Annotated in this window: 13 protein-coding genes and 1 pseudogene; 5 read left to right on the forward strand and 9 right to left on the reverse strand. The window is 42.2% G+C overall.

From position 1 onward, the window contains the following. Positions 1–58: 58 nt before the first annotated feature. Positions 59–709 carry a hypothetical protein gene (locus M595_RS33125; protein WP_510984654.1) on the reverse strand — a complete coding sequence of 217 codons (651 nt, stop codon included), beginning with the start codon at positions 707–709 and terminating at the stop codon, positions 59–61. Here M595_RS33125 and M595_RS33130 point away from each other — a divergent pair. Together M595_RS33130 and M595_RS08415 are read left to right on the forward strand one after the other, a co-directional pair. Then, positions 615–3,419: pseudogene (locus tag M595_RS33130) on the forward strand (beta strand repeat-containing protein); the annotation flags it as partial. The gene M595_RS33125 and the pseudogene M595_RS33130 overlap by 95 nt on opposite strands. Before the next feature lie 565 nt (positions 3,420–3,984). Further along, entirely contained in the window at positions 3,985–4,560 is a 576-nt protein-coding gene (locus tag M595_RS08415; protein WP_023065663.1) for a hypothetical protein, read from the forward strand. Between the two features lie 242 nt (positions 4,561–4,802). Here M595_RS08415 and M595_RS08420 read toward each other — a convergent pair whose 3' ends face one another. Continuing rightward, positions 4,803–5,147: a thioredoxin family protein gene (locus M595_RS08420; RefSeq protein WP_023065713.1), complete on the reverse strand. Its 345-nt coding sequence runs from the start codon at positions 5,145–5,147 to the stop codon at positions 4,803–4,805. Positions 5,148–5,461: 314 nt separating this feature from the next. Here M595_RS08420 and glpX point away from each other — a divergent pair, with 314 nt between their 5' ends. Together glpX and M595_RS08430 are read left to right on the forward strand one after the other, a co-directional pair. Further along, positions 5,462–6,502: a class II fructose-bisphosphatase gene (gene glpX / locus M595_RS08425; protein ID WP_023065662.1), complete on the forward strand. Its 1,041-nt coding sequence runs from the start codon at positions 5,462–5,464 to the stop codon at positions 6,500–6,502. 188 nt (positions 6,503–6,690) lie between these two features. Further along, on the forward strand, positions 6,691–7,989 hold the full coding sequence (locus tag M595_RS08430; RefSeq protein ID WP_023065729.1) for a glutamyl-tRNA reductase: 1,299 nt from the start codon (positions 6,691–6,693) through the stop codon (positions 7,987–7,989). Between the two features lie 172 nt (positions 7,990–8,161). Here M595_RS08430 and M595_RS08435 read toward each other — a convergent pair whose 3' ends face one another. The 7 genes from M595_RS08435 to M595_RS08465 form a co-directional block, all read right to left on the reverse strand. Continuing rightward, the gene (locus tag M595_RS08435) at positions 8,162–8,788 is read right to left on the reverse strand and encodes a DUF4040 domain-containing protein (RefSeq protein ID WP_023065719.1); all 627 of its coding nucleotides are present in this window, start codon (positions 8,786–8,788) and stop codon (positions 8,162–8,164) included. After that, complete coding sequence (locus tag M595_RS08440) at positions 8,781–9,059, reverse strand: monovalent cation/H(+) antiporter subunit G (protein ID WP_023065683.1); 279 nt, start codon at positions 9,057–9,059, stop codon at positions 8,781–8,783. The genes M595_RS08435 and M595_RS08440 overlap by 8 nt, the downstream gene beginning before the upstream one ends. Next, positions 9,056–9,313: a hypothetical protein gene (locus M595_RS08445; protein WP_023065731.1), complete on the reverse strand. Its 258-nt coding sequence runs from the start codon at positions 9,311–9,313 to the stop codon at positions 9,056–9,058. Before M595_RS08445 ends, M595_RS08440 begins: the two co-directional genes overlap by 4 nt. Next, the gene (locus M595_RS08450; protein ID WP_023065737.1) at positions 9,313–9,705 is read right to left on the reverse strand and encodes a Na+/H+ antiporter subunit E; all 393 of its coding nucleotides are present in this window, start codon (positions 9,703–9,705) and stop codon (positions 9,313–9,315) included. Before M595_RS08450 ends, M595_RS08445 begins: the two co-directional genes overlap by 1 nt. Further along, entirely contained in the window at positions 9,702–11,129 is a 1,428-nt protein-coding gene (locus M595_RS08455; RefSeq protein WP_023065676.1) for a cation:proton antiporter, read from the reverse strand. Before M595_RS08455 ends, M595_RS08450 begins: the two co-directional genes overlap by 4 nt. A gap of 26 nt (positions 11,130–11,155) precedes the next feature. Further along, entirely contained in the window at positions 11,156–11,491 is a 336-nt protein-coding gene (locus tag M595_RS08460; RefSeq protein ID WP_040483796.1) for a cation:proton antiporter subunit C, read from the reverse strand. A gap of 331 nt (positions 11,492–11,822) precedes the next feature. Further along, positions 11,823–13,394, reverse strand: a complete 1,572-nt coding sequence (locus M595_RS08465; protein WP_023065712.1) for a metallophosphoesterase family protein — start codon at positions 13,392–13,394, stop codon at positions 11,823–11,825. Positions 13,395–13,721: 327 nt separating this feature from the next. Between M595_RS08465 and M595_RS08470 the strand changes: the two genes are divergently transcribed. Then, positions 13,722–16,070 (forward strand): histidine kinase dimerization/phospho-acceptor domain-containing protein (locus M595_RS08470; protein ID WP_023065669.1); only part of this gene is annotated, 2,349 nt, incomplete at its 3' end.

A 16,070-nucleotide genomic window follows, 5' to 3' on the forward strand; every position in this document is an offset into this window, starting at 1 on the left:
CAGGTGGTCAAACCATAGATCAGGCTGATATTATTACGGATTTTGAACAAGGGGTTGATCAAATTGGGTTAACAGGGGGACTGGTTTTTGAAGATCTATTAATTGAAGGGCGAGATAGCAATACGGTTCTCATTGATAAGAATACAGGTGAGTTTTTAGCGGTTCTCCAAGGGGTTAGTAGCGCGAACTTTACCAATACAGACTTTATTGAAAATCCAGACAGTCCTATCACACCCGAACCGGAACCGGAACCCACTCCGGGAACCGACCCCGAACCGGGAACTGACCCAGAACCGACACCAGGAACCGACCCCGAACCCACGCCGGGAACCGACCCAGAACCGGAACCCGAACCCGAACCCGAACCGGAACCCGAACCCGAACCGGAACCGGAACCGGAACCCGAACCCACACCGGGAACTGACCCCGAACCCACACCGGAACCCGAACCCACACCGGGAACTGACCCCGAACCCACACCGGGAACCGACCCCGAACCCACCCCTGGTGCTGGGCCTTCACCGACGCCCTCTCCTACACCCCCTGCTCCTACACCTCCCCCTGCTCCTACTCCTACGCCCGATACAAACCCTCTAGAACTCGGCAATGATAGCTTAGAAGCAACACAAAATACCGAACTAACTATCAGTAAAACTACACTGTTGGATAATGATTTAGCAGCAGGCGAACTGATCGATATTCTCACCATTAGTCTGTTCGATAACACTACAGAAAATGGCGGAACAGTTACAAATAATGGTCAGTCGTTAGTTTATACGCCGCCAGAAGGTTTTTCGGGTGTAGATTCGTTTACTTATACCGCAATTGATAGCAATCTTCAAACGGGAACTGCAACCGTTTTTATTAATGTTGAGGTAGATAATGAACAGCCCGAGTTAGACCTCGATGGTACAACAGACGGAAACAATTTAACCACTACTTTTACTGTCGGACAGTCTGGGGTTTCTATCGGAAATCAAGTCAATATTACCGATCCAGATAATACGAACTTAGTTTCCGCAACGGTAACACTTACAAACGCTCTAGATGAGAATGAAACGTTATCTTTTACAGGTGCTTTACCCAGTGGAATTACGGTAGGAGATTTTAATCCAGAAACCCGACAAATTACGTTAACGGGTACGGCACCTATCGCTACTTATGAAGGCGCAATTAGCCAAATTGTCTACAATAATACTGCGGAGGTTCCTGATACAACAGACCGTATTATTGACGTGGTTGTTAATGATGGTATCGAGAATAGTGAGGTCGCCAATGCAACCATAAAAGTTAACTTTCCACCGGAGTTAGATTTAGATGAAACCACAGATGGAACAGGCTTTGATGCCAGTTTTACAGAGGGGGATACTGCGGTTAATATTGCGAGTTCTGTCAGTATTACCGACTTGAATAATCCTAATCTGGAGTCGGCGACAATTGCGATTACCAACTTGCAAGATGGCGATTTAGAAAGTTTATCAATTAGCGGAAGTTTACCCGATCAAATTGCTTCAAATTATGAGACATCTACAGGTATTCTTTCGCTAACAGGTAGCGCACCGCTCGAAGATTATCAAACCGCAATTGAACAAATTGTTTACCAAAATACCTCCGAAAATCCGACAGATGGAACTCGTCAAATTGAGGTAACAGTTAATGATGGTTTGAGTGATAGCGATATTGCAGTTACAGAACTTGAGATTATTCCGGTTAATGATCCACCGGAACTAGATCTTGATACGACAGCAACTAATACCGACTTTACGAATACCTTTACCGAAGATGAAGGCGCAGTTAATATTGCAAATTCGGGGAATGTTGGTGTTGTCGATCCGGATGATACTAATATTGATTCGGCGACTGTTTCTTTGACCAATATTTTAGACGATACTGATGAGAGTTTGTCGGTTAATGGGGTGTTACCGGGTGGAATTACTGCAAATTACAACAGTGAAACGGGGGTTTTAGATTTAACGGGAACAGCAACGTTAGAACAGTATGAAACCGCTATTGGTCAAGTGGTTTACAATAACCTCTCTCAAAATCCAAACACCACAACCCGCACTATTGAAGTGTCTTTAAACGATGGTGAAGTTAATAGCAATACGGCGACTTCCAGCATTAATATTATTGCTGTTAATGACCCGCCTTTCTTGGATGTAGACACGACTACAGACGGTACAAACTTCGCTACTATTTTTACCACTGGCGGAACAGGGACAGCCGTTGTTAATGTTGGAAGTACCAGTATTGTTGACCCGGATGATACGAATATTGAGTCAGCAACAGTGACTTTAGTTAATCCTCCAGATGGTGAAAATGAGCGTTTGTCGGCTAGTGGATTACCTACTGGAGTGACTGCTAATTACGATACCTCTACCAGTGTTCTTAATATTACCGGAAGTGCAACGTTAGCCGAGTATGAGACGCTACTGGGACGAGTCATTTACAATAACATAGATCCCGATCCCGATTTAAGCGATCGCACTGTTCAATTTGTTTTGAATGATGGCGAACTAAACAGCAATACTGCAACAACTTTGCTGGAAATTAACCGTCCTCCTGTTGCGAATGATGAGGGTACTTTCTTTACGAATAATACCAATCCATTCATCATTGATGTTCTCGCAAATGATAGCGATCCCGATGCCGATCCGTTAACCATTACTTCTATAACCAGGGTTGGTACTAACGAGGTAACTACTGATGGTACGCTGATAGAATATATTCGGATCGGGACTCGGGGATTCGGTCAGTTTCAATACACAATTAGCGATGGTCGGGGTGGAATAGATACCGCTCAGGTTGGAGTGAATGTAGACAACTTTTCTAGTGACACTCCTCAAACTTTCAGCGGAGGAACTCTCAGTGATAACCTCAATGGTTTAGGTGGAAATGACATTTTAGATGGTCTGGAAGGGAACGATACTTTAAGCGGAGATAACGATAATGATAGCATTGTTGGAGGTGTTGGAAATGACAGTATTACCGGAGGTTTGGGAATAGATAATCTCACCGGAGGTAGCGGTACTGATTTATTCCGTTATGTGAGTCCTGAAGATGGCGGAGGATTAGCATTTAACGCCAGTTCGACGGATGCAGTTAATACCCAAATTGGTTTAGGTCAGTTTGATGTGATTACTGATTTTGAGGGTTTGGGTTCAACGAATGGGGATCAAATTCAACTGGAGTTTGGTACAACGATCAACCTTGTTACAACGGTTCAAACTGATGTTTCAGCCAATATTCTCACTGAAGGAGAACCGGGAATATTTGCTTTTGATGATGGTAGCGATACTTATCTTATTTATGATGCAGATGGTAATAATCTTGCAGGTGATAATTCCCAGATTCTGGTTCAACTTTCAGGGGTAACAGGAGTGACTGAACTGCTAACCGATGACTTCATTATTATCTAAAAAAGTTCTGAAGTATCTTTTGTTTAAATCAATCAGTGGGTGTCAATAAATGCCCACTTTTTTTATGGCTAACTGTAAATCAAGAATCAAATTGTAGGTATAATTTCTTCATAACACTTGTCCCTAAGTCACCAGGTCTAAGCCCGCTAATCGTCCCAGTTAATTAACTTTTCTGAGTTTCCGAAGTACCGACTCCAGTCAAACGCTTCTCTAGGTATAATTCTACATAGACATGACACCCCAACTCCTGGGAAGAAATCAAACATCCTCACTCCAAAAACCTTGATTTTCATTAGAGATGATCTTATAATTGTTATGGTTTGTTATAGTGTTAAACAACTAACAAACATTTTGTAAAAGCTTTTCTCTGTTCCAGAATTGTGACAGTTTTAGTTCTGGTACAGCATTGATAGACGTTTTAATTTTGAACAGGAATTATTCCCGATTATTCAGGATATTTCTAAGGGTGCATTACGTCTAAACACAAGTAAGTATTTGAGAAGGATTATCCTGAAGATCAGGGGGCATCGTTGAAAACCGATCAAACAACGAACAAACTTTAATTATGGCTGTCAAGTCTCAATCCCTGAACCCAAATTCATCAACCCTTGTTTCCTCAGATGTGTCTTCAACCTCTGAACCTGTGCAATCTCTATCTAATCTCTCAGAGCAGTTCTCCCAACTTCAGATTGATATCCAACAACTCACGGATACCATCTCTCAACTCGAAATTCCTTCTGTATTTCAACCTCCTAACCGACTCATGCCTTTAGAGGAGCGTTTGCAACTCCATTTTCAGTCTCTCAAAGGTGAAAAAGAACGAGTCAAACAGTTAATAAAAGCAAAGGAAACTTTAGCTTTCAAACAAAAAGAACTCAAAAAGCTCGAACCTCAACTAAATCAACGCAAACTCGAAGCCACTGCCGCCTTAAAACGCTTAGAATCATTAGCTGAAACGGTTAAACAAACAGAAAATGCTTATTCTCAAGCGATGGAGGAATTTCAAGTCACCGCTCAACTGGCTCATCAAGCTCTGATTGAAGCTTATGGTCAACAGGGTAACTTTATGCTAGAAACTGAGGTGAAGCCTCAATATTTAGCTCTGCGCGAATCTTTTCCTCAACTGAGTCCGAGTTCCTAAATTTTAACGGATTAGAAAGTGAGTCGTGATTTTTGGCTCTATTTATATTACTCAATTTTGGATGTTCTACAGTATATACAATAAAACTAGACTCAACAAAGAATTCAATCAGAACTTGAGCAATAATATTAAGATTGAGAAAAAATAGAACGGGTCTAGTGTAACTTAAGGCTAGATTCCCTAAAACCTATAGCCATCCCTAAACCCGTTCTCAGTTAAGTCAATCTTAATGATTCCTGCGATCAGGAGTTTTCGGTCTTCTCAAGTTTTTGTTCAACCCAGTCCATTAATTGTTGTTTTGTAATCGCTCCCTCGTGGGACTCTATCATTTGCTGATTTTTAAAGAACCTCAGTGCAGGTACGCCTTCAACTTTGCAGGTTTTGGCAGCATTGAGACTTTTATCGACTTCAAGTTTAACAACCTTTAAGCGATCGCCATAGGTTTGAGCAACAGCTTCGACAGAAGGCGCCACCAGTTTACACGGGCCACACCAAGTTGCCCAAAAATAGGCTAAAACAGGCTGTTCAGCGCTCAGGACTTCGGTTTCAAAATCGGAATCTTGAATAACAATCACATTATTGCTCATGGTTTTTTGTACTGGCATTGCCTATCACCAGGGTGAATGGAAAGAAAAAGTTTAACAGGAGATAGGGTTTCGGCTCTATGGAATAGAATCTAAGTTGGCTTGGCTTTGCTACTTTTAGATTAAACCCAAATTATCATATTAATCGGAATCGGTTACAGAGTTGACCCAGAGGCAATAGGAGCAGAGCAAAGAAGCAAAACTTAACACAAACCATCGGCAAGAGAATGCCAAGCCGATCCCCCCCTCTGATAGACTTTAACACTGGGAGTGCCTAATAGAATTTGGCAAGCTCAGATGTTGGGAGGATAAAATCTGTGGATAATGTCATTGGTTTAGAAATCATCGAAGTTGTTGAACAGGCGGCGATCGCCTCAGCTCGATGGATGGGTAAAGGTGAAAAAGATACTGCCGACCAAGTGGCTGTTGATGCCATGCGTAATCGGATGAATAAGATTCACATGAGAGGTCGGATTGTAATCGGGGAAGGAGAGCGCGATGATGCACCGATGCTCTATATTGGTGAGGAAGTTGGCATTTGTACTCAAGAAAATGCTTCCAGCTTTTGCGACCCCGAACAATTAGTCGAAATCGATATTGCGGTTGACCCCTGCGAAGGTACAAACCTAGTTGCTTACGGTCAGAATGGGTCGATGGCAGTTTTGGCAATTGCGGAGAAAGGAGGTCTCTTTGCGGCACCAGACTTCTACATGAAGAAGTTAGCCGCTCCAGCGGTTGCCAAAAATCATGTCGATATTCGTAAATCAGCAACCGAAAACCTGAAAATTCTCTCAGACTGCATGAACCGCAGTATTGAAGAAATGGTGGTTGTGGTGATGGATCGCCCTCGTCACAAAGACTTAATTAATGAAATTCGTACAGCCGGAGCGCGAGTTCGGTTGATTAGTGATGGTGATGTCTCGGCGGCGATCTCTTGCGCGTTTGCCGGAACTAATATTCATGCTTTGATGGGCATTGGTGCCGCTCCGGAAGGGGTGATTTCTGCGGCGGCTATGCGCTGTCTGGGTGGTCACTTCCAAGGACAACTGATTTATGACCCCGAAGTTGTAAAAACAGGTTTAATCGGAGAAAGCAAAGAAGGTAACATGGAACGCTTAAAATCGATGGGAATTAATGACCCCGATCGCGTTTACAGTGACGATGAGTTAGCATCGGGTGACACGGTGTTATTTGCTGCTTGTGGAATCACACCGGGAACACTGATGGAAGGGGTTCGCTTCTTCCACGGGGGCGCGCGGACTGAGAGTTTGGTTATTTCTTCTCAGTCCAAGACTGCTCGTTTCGTTGATACGATTCATATGTTCGACTCGAAACCCAAAGCTCTACAGCTACACTAAAGGTAGAGGAGTCAGGAATGGGGAATCAAAAATTACGGAGCGAAACTGCTCTATAAACACATTCCTCATTTCTGTCTGAGGGCAAGTTTAAGAATAATCTCTAGCAATCTGGAATTTAGAGCTAGGAAGGTTCTGCCCGTGATCACGCGCAAATCACTAACAAAAAAGAATTAACAAACAACCGTTTTATGAATATTGCAGTTGTAGGTTTAAGTCACAAAACGGCTCCCGTTGACGTTCGTGAAAAACTGAGTATTCCAGAACAAGACATTGAAAGTGCAATTGCTCATTTATTGAGTTACCCTCATATCGAGGAAGTAGCGATTCTTAGCACTTGTAACCGCATGGAAATTTATGTGGTTGCTTCTGAAACTCAACCGGGTATTCGGGAAGTGACTCAGTTTCTCTCAGAGTTGAGTAAGTTAACGTTACACCAATTACGTCCTCATTTGTTTACGCTACTGCATGAAGATGCCATTATGCACTTGATGCGAGTTTCGGCGGGTTTGGATAGTTTGGTGTTGGGAGAGGGACAAATTCTCGCCCAAGTTAAACAAACTCACAAATTGGGTCAACGTCATCAAGGGATTGGTCAAATTCTCAACCGCTTGTTTAAACAGGCGATTACCGCCGGAAAACGGGTGCGTACAGAAACAAATATTGGTACGGGTGCGGTTTCTATCAGTTCGGCTGCGGTGGAACTGGTACAAATGAAACTTGAAGATCTCAGTGGCTATCGGGTGGCGATTATCGGTGCGGGTAAAATGTCGCGCTTATTAGTTCAGCACTTATTGTCAAAGGGTGCGACTCAAATTGCGATTGTTAACCGTTCAACCAAACGGGCTGAAGAATTAGCGTTGCAGTTCCGTGAAGCCGATTTTAAACTGCATCCGCTATCGGAAATGATGACTGTTATTGGTCAATCCGATATTGTGTTTACGAGTACAGGTGCCACTGATCCGATTTTAGATCGGGCTAAATTAGAAGGGGCTTTAGACCCTCATCAACCTTTAATGTTGGTTGATATTTCTGTTCCTCGTAATGTGGCGGCTGATGTGGTTGAACTCCCCAATATTCGGGCGTTTAATGTTGATGATCTCAAAGCGGTTGTGGCTCAAAATCACGAAACTCGCCGTCAAATGGCTCAAGAAGCTGAGGTTTTACTCGAAGAAGAAGTGGAAGCCTTTGATGTGTGGTGGCGGAGTTTAGAAACAGTACCGATTATTAGTTGTTTAAGACAAAAAATCGAAGGCATTCGAGAACAAGAATTAGAAAAAGCTTTGTCTCGTTTGGGTTCAGAATTTGCTGAAAAACATCAAGAGGTAATCGAAGCTTTAACTCGGGGAATTGTAAATAAAATTCTCCATGATCCGATGGTACAACTGCGGGCGCAGCAAGATATTGAAGCTCGACGTCGAGCGATGACAACTTTAGAAATGTTGTTTAATCTCGAATCTGATAATTCTTCTAGCAAACTCTATAGCTAGTCAATTCTTGTCGGTTGCCTCTCGGCATTTTCGACAGCATTCGTTCTCTAAAATAACTGCGATCGCGTTAACGTCTTAGTTGGGCAATCAACTTGAAAAACTCACTCTAAAGTTGTCGGTTTTGTTCAGTCTATCGTTAGCGCGTTCGCATTGAAGATTTTTAATTTAGTGTTCAAAGATGCTTGTCTTCTGAATCTAAAACTTGTACATAGGTGAGGAGAGTCTCAGGTGAAGAAAGTTCAGTTTGCATGATTTCATAGAGACGTTGAATGCGGACTTTCGTGTGATAAAACGGGCTTTCGTTTTTCTCGACGGCGCTCTCTTGATCGCAATATTCAGGCGCACAAATTGCATGAACTTCTTTATCCATCAACGCTCGTTGCAAAGCCTGGGGATTGGTATAGGGAACCAGTTCTAGACGAACATAGTGTTGACTTAAAATTTTTATCAACTCCGAAACCAGTTGGGTTAAATGGGGTTCAGTGATATTTTCAGGGAGAAATTTGTCGTTGGCCAGAGAATCCCCCTCAAGGGGGATCAACTGATCTTGAATCACACCCAAGCGCATAATTAAGGATGAACGCACGGCGACAGCATACAGCGTAATCGAGAGCATCGTCCCGACGAGAGCCTCCGTTAAAGCCACATCCGCCGCCCCCAAAACAGCATAAACCAATGCCGCTACAGCCCCCAGAATGCCCCGAATCACTAGGGCGTGAAAAGGATTCCGCTGGAAAACGAGCATAGAAGCCGCTAAGGGGAGTAGAGCCGTGATCACATAAACATAGCTATCATTCATAATCATCCCCACTACTCGAACAGTAGGCTAACACATACCCTAGCACTGTATTCCAAATCGCTAAGGAGATGATAGCGAGGATCAGAAGCGGCCATTCACTGGGAATTTTCAACAGTAGCCCCATGATAATACTCATCGAGCCGAGAGTATCGGCAACCGAAAGACTATGTAGCTTAAATAATACAGAGCGATTGCCGATCAGGGGAAACGTTCCCCAAAACCAAAAAACAATTCCAACACCGATACAGATATTACTGAGTAGATCGATCATGGTCTAAGTTCACTCATTCGTTTAAGTATATTGGCGAGCAACATTAATCCAGCATTTCCCACGCTGAGGATGATCACCCCCACTACTCCAATCATCCAATCATCGCGTAAGACAGAAACCACGAGGATCATAATAGATGTTTTGGTAGCAATACTGGCAAATGCCAACATTTTTTGCCAAATATTATCATCCTGACAAGCCTCATAAATGGGAATCAGCAACGCTAAAATCATCGCAATTAGTGCTAGGTTCATCACTTGTTTCTCGATCTCCGTAGAACTCGGTGGACTTTAAACCAGCCTTTTTCGTGGTATTTCACAACGATAGTCTTTGGGGTAAACGTGATTAGGAAGATGTCGAGGAAGACCAAGCCAGGTGTCCGTTGAGGTTTGACTCGTTCTGTAACCACCTCTTCGTCGTTATGGGGACGAATCATAATTTCAACCGCCTCGATGTAAGCTTGGGGAATTGCCACCAGAATTTCCCAAAACACCCGCAACCAATCGCTGAGTTTTTCGCGAGAGGTAAAACGACGGGGTAACAGGAAGGCGATGCTTACCCCGATCACAATATTATCCACACTCAAATCTGAGGTGAGCAAAAACCAAATGGTCAGTCGTAAGATTAAATTGAGATACCCGATCATGCCAACACCATCCAAAACAGCGCAATCAACATCAGACTCATTACCCCGATCAAATGCTCAAATTGTTCAATGACACGGGGTAGTTTGAGTGTAGACCGTTGAAAGATCAAAAAATACGCCGACCATCCCAAACCAATCGTGACCAGTGCTTTTGTAATATTTGCGAGGCTGTAAAGCTCTAAAGAGACAATATCTGCCACCATTAACCCGGTAATTAATAAGATCAGTGGAGGCCACAAACTGGGTCGGATATTCTTTTGGTTCTTATGGGGCAAAAATATAAATTTAGCAAATACAATGACGGTTCCGACAGCGGCGATGTTCATGGCGATCGCTTGAGCGGTTGGGAGAGTTTTTAAGGTCAACGTCTTTGCTGCAAAACCGGGTAATAAAGGCAGGCCAGAAATAGACAGGCTCAAAATTAGTAAGGCAATCCAAATGGGGGTATTAATCGGTTTATTTTGGAGTTCTTTGAGGTTGCGGCTCGGTAAAGATCCTGCGATTAAAAACAGTGCAGATTTAGCCAAGCCATGGGTGAGGGCATAATAACCGCCAGCGATGGGATTAGCTAAGATAAAGCCCAACTGAGAAATCGTACTTAAAGCCAATATGCGTTTTGTATCCTCTTCAAAGAGGGCATAGGCTATTCCCAAAAACGCTGTCCCCACCGCAAAAATTCCGATGATGGGAGCAACCTCCTCGACCATCAACGCACAACGCATTAGGGGAAAAGCTCCGGCTTTGATAACCACTCCCGACAATAAAGCAGAGACTGGCGTTTCCGATTCGGAGTGAGTCAACGGTAGCCAAAATCCGGAGATAAAGATGCCTCCTTTGGTTAGCAGTCCCATAAAGATCAAGGCGACCGCTTCTGGGGGTGCGTTTCCTAATCCAGTAAATGCAAAGGCATGATTGGCTTGATAAACCAGTACCGCCCCCACCAGATAAAATAGCATGGCGGTGTTACTGATACCCAAATACCGCAAGCCTACCCAAATGGAGCGATCGCTTCGGGGATAGGTGATCAGGAGAAAGGCGGCAATGCTAATCACTTCCAGAGCCACGTATAAACTGATGAAATCAGCACAGATAAACACGGCATTAACGCTACCGTGCAAAATGATGGCTTGTGTATAAAAAAAGGCTGTTTTATTTCTACCCCAACAGTAAAGAATGACTGCGGCTGTAACCTGAGCATTGGTTAAGATAAAGTAGCCGCTTAATTGGTCTGCGACTAGGGTGACACCAAAATTATTCAGTAACTCTAGCGTTACAGGTGAGCCTTCGACAAAGAGCAATGTTGCATATCCGGCTGAAACTAGGGTAATGCTGAGGGCGAGGTAGCGGTCAAACTTGGGGATGAGATAAATCAGGAACCCCACAAAAAAGGGGAGCGCGATCCAGGCGATCGTGATAGTGTTCATGGGTGTGTCGTTTACGAGTAGGTCGTTTACGGTGTATTGTTCTTTTCGATCTCGTTGCTTTCCAATGTCGGATTATCCCGTGCTAGCTTCATCACGCCGACGAGCATTAATGCTTGTATCGAAAAGCCAATCACAATTGCTGTCAAAATGACCGCCTGGGGAACCGGATCGGAGTAAGCTTTTGTTTCGATGCCAGAAACGATGGGTGTGAATAAACCGTCTCGTGATGCGACTAGCACGTAATAGGCGATCACCCCCGTACTCATCACATCCATCGACAGGATCTTCATGACCAGGTTCTTTTTGAGGATGATTCCGAAAAAGCCGCACAAGATTGTGGCGAATACGAATGCTTCTAACACAGGGATTGTCTGTTGGGTAAGGGTTGATTGTAATCAGCTTTTAAAAATACATTAATATATTATTAATACTTTATCTAAAAATCTTTAAAAAAATACATTTTCTGATCTTGAGTTTCCCTAGCTGGGATCTCAAACACTTTATCCCTGTTACTTAGAGATTAGGGTTTGATATTTTTACCCAACTATGATACAATACATTCTGCTGATTTGAAATCAAATTTCAGGCTGTATTGGGAAGCTCAATTTCTCGGTCAATCGGTGTACAGAAAAGTGATGTCATTGTGATCAAAAACAGTCGGTTTGATCCCAGGAGAAAACGAACCACAACGCTTTAAATTGTAAACCCTTCACACTCAGGATAATGCCATTTTGAGTGAAACCGTTCTGCAACTAAAGGTTGTACAAAAAACCGAGGGGGTTGACCCGAACGAACATCAATTCTTAAACCCGAATAAGGTCGGCGTTTCTTGCTACCATGACCATGACGACCAATAAATAACTTGGACTTTGCCACTAAACGGGGGTTGGGTTCGTTCTCTATCTCCTCATATAGTTCTGGCCCTTCTGATTTTTGACGACGCAAACTATACCCACTTCCACCACAAACAATCCAATTGATGTGAGAATCTGCGTATCCAGTATCTCCTGTATATAAGTGTTCTAAACAGTGAGCATGACCATTAATTACTAAATCAACAATTGGCCGCTCTTTTGCCTGTTCACCAATCGTTTGAGAAACAGTATTGAAAACTTGACGGAGATGATAACGAATTGCTAAAGTTTGAGCTTGCTCCCATTTTGTGGCTTCGGTAACATAGGGAGGATGATGAAAAAATAACACCCGTCCGCGAACTTCTGGGTTTTGCCAAGAGGCAATTAATCGATTTTTTAACCACCGTAATTGTTCGATATCAACCTCACCATTCGATTCAGCATTGAGTCTTTTGTGAATATCAAACTGCATTTCATCAATTTGCTCAAGTTTAGCTTGATTATCATCAAGTTGTTCGGACTGTTCGGGGTTATTGGGATCAAGTTTATTCGATTCAACGAGTAATTCTTGTTTTTCTTGTTCGAGATCACGCAAACGTTGCAGGAGTTGACGGCGTTGTTCTTCTCCGGCTTGATTTTCAGGAATCGGTATCGGAGCATTAAACGTGTTGGAGTCGAGGGCAAAAAAATCGATTCCACCGTAGCAAAATGTATAGTAACGGTTTGGTAAGCGGGTAAACTGACTCGGTTGATACTTTAAGCAACGACCTGTTGAGGTTTCTGCGGTGTAATATTGATCCAGATGACGTTCTAAATCTGGGGAGTTATGAAACTGCTGGAGATAGTCTAAAAAGGCTCGTGCATAAGCCTCTCCCGTCTCTGAACCTCGCCAACTGACATCAAAATCGATTCTTGATTTTAACAGATGACGAACAGGCCAACTTAATTGAGCCATCAGACCATAAAGAAGGGGTAAATTATAATAATCGTGATTTCCCGGTATCGGTAGAAAAGGCAAGTTAAACACCATTTGGTCATAGGCAATTTGTTTGTAGCGATCGCCACCGACAAGAAACTCCCGATAGGGTTTGATAAAATTCTGAGGATAATAACCAGCAGAACCCGTCAGATAGACCACATCGCCTGTATGCAGAAGAAAGCGAGGGTAATAATCGCTCTGTTTGAGTAATAATTGAGCAATTTCTCGTTGAGGGCTATGTCCACGATGGCGTCCGGTACCGCTATCTCCAACGACTAAAAATGAAAATTCGGGGTTGTCTCCTTGTTGATCGTCTATAACCAAACGAGTTTGATCGATGTTATGACTGATAATACAAGAGTCTTGCCAACGAACCCGTTGTTTCATTTGACGGATTTTATGGGTAATGGGAGGATCAGTGATAAATTGCATGGATATTTTTACCTGGCTCTAAGATGCCGGGAATTTATAAATTCGCCCTGTCGGATTTTAACGCAATTTCCACTTCAGATGCACGGTCGTTTTTGATCAACAGATCTGGGATGATTATTATTTTTGAGGTTGTCCGTATTTTCCGATGAACTCGATGTCTAGTATAAATAGGTTAGAGCATTTGACTCAATGGTTCTCTGAGTTTGTCCGATGGACTTTATCGGTACCTAATTTGTAAATTGATCTCTGTGCTTCTTGAGCAGCTTCGACTTGACTTAAACTGTGAACTCAAAACTCGCACCATACTAGACAGGGGGATTTTTGTTAATGCTGATACAATCTTTTAACCGTCTAGTTTCTCCTCTGACTCGTCGGGTTCGGTTGCGAACAGTTTTAATCGTTCCTTTTATGATACAACTGTTGGCGACGGTGGGATTAACGGGTTATCTCTCTTGGCGCAACGGACAACGAGCAGTTAACGATGTCGCTTCTCAACTTTGTAATGAAGTCACAAAACGGGTTCAACTTCGCCTCAAAGATTATTTAGAAAAACCCTATCTGATTACTCGCCTTAATCACCGCTCTGCAAGATTAGGAATTCTTTCATTTGAAGACAAACAGTTTTCTGAATATCTTCTTTGGGAACAAATTCAACTTTTTAACTCAGTGTATGCGATTTATTTTGGGAGTGAGGAGGGAGAATTTATTTATGTAAAAAGAGAGGCAGATGGTTCCTCTGTCGCGAGACAAGTTGAATTTTCACCGGAACGTTATTCTTATCGTTTAGATGAACAGGGAAACCGGAATGAATTTTTGGGCGTTGATGAATATGATCCCAGAGTTAGACCTTGGTATGTGAATACTATTCTAACTGAAAAACCCAACTGGAGTAAAATCTACACGTTCACCGGGGGAGAGTTGGGGATCACAGCTTCAAATTTATTTTATGATAGTCAGGGTAATTTTCGCGGAGTCATTGGGGTTGATATTGTTCTCAGTTTAGTGAGTGATTATCTCGCAGAAAGTATCAATATTAGTGAAAACAGTCAAGTTTTTATCGTTGAGCGTTCGGGTTTGTTGGTTGCAAATTCTACGGGAGAAGAACCATTTATTTTTAATGACAATGACAAGCAGGCTCAACGTCTAGCTGCGATTAACAGTGAAAATCAGTTGATTGCTGAAACGACAAAGCATCTGATTGAACGCTACGAACATTTGAGTCAAATCAAACAGTCTCAACAACTTAATTTTCAGAGCAATGATCAACGAAAATTTGTACAAGTGGTTCCCTATCAAGATCAATTGGGATTAGATTGGTTGATTGTGGTGGTGGTTCCTGAAGATGACTTTATGGGAAAAATTCAAGCCAATACCCGCACAACTATTTTACTCTGTCTTGTTGCTTTTATGATTGCCTTTGGAATCGGAATTTTAACCGCTCAATGGGTGACTAAACCTATTTTAGGTTTAAATCGAGCCGCGAAAGCAATTAGTGAAGGAAAATGGAATTATCAAGTAGATTCTTCTCATTGTGATGAAGTCCGAGAATTGGCTGAATCTTTTCAATGTATGGGAGAACAGCTTCAAGAATATTTCAGCACCTTGGAAGCTAAAAATATCGCGATGCAACAGTTAAATGAGCGTTTAATTCACAGTGAAAATCGCCTCTATCAATTTTTAGAAAGTTTACCCGTTGGAGTATTAGTTTATGATAATTTTCAAGACAAATTAACGTTTATGAATAAAACGGCAAAAAAATTATTTAATAAAGGAATTATTCCCAACACATCCTTAGAGAAATTTTCGGAAATCTATCAACTTTATTTGGCTGGAACAGATCAAATTTATCCAAGCAAAGCACTCCCTTTAATTCGAGCGTTAAAAGGAAAAAGTTTAAAAACAGAAAATCTAGAGATTCGTCATCACAATGAGATCATTCCTTGTGAAGTTTTAGCCAAACCTATTTATGATTGTGATCAGAATATTATTTATGCTGTAGTTGTTTTTGAGGATATTACCGAACGCAAACAAGCCGAAGCCGAACGTCATAATTTTACGGCTCAATTAAAGCTTAAAAATGAAGCACTTGAACGTTTAGATAAGCTCAAAGATGAATTTCTTGCTAATACTTCTCACGAACTGCGAACCCCGTTAAATGGCATGATAGGAATTGCAGAGTCAATGTTAGAAGGTGCGACAGGAACGCTATCAGACTTACAACGCAAAAATCTGATGATGATTGCTCATAGTGGACATCGACTTTCGACATTAGTCAATGATATTCTTGATTTTTCTAAGCTGCGACACAATACGATTCGGCTACAAGTAAAGCCAACAGGTTTAAGAGAGATTACTGAAATTGTTTTAACATTAAATCAGTCTTTTGTTCGGAATAAAGACTTACAATTGATTAATAATATTTCTCCTGATTTACCCCTCGTACAAGCAGATGAAAACCGCTTGCAGCAAATTCTCCATAATCTCATTGGAAATGCAGTTAAGTTTACAGAAATAGGTTCTATTACGGTTTCTGCTCAAGTCATTAGTTGGGATGAAAATAGTGACAATCATCAACCAAAAGTCGATCAAAAAGCTGCAAATTCTCAAGTTGCAGTCACCGTTTCTGATACGGGAATAGGTATACCCGCAGATAAAATAAATCGCATTTTTGAATCC

Source organism: Lyngbya aestuarii BL J, from assembly GCF_000478195.2.
Taxonomy (GTDB): domain Bacteria; phylum Cyanobacteriota; class Cyanobacteriia; order Cyanobacteriales; family Microcoleaceae; genus Capilliphycus; species Capilliphycus aestuarii.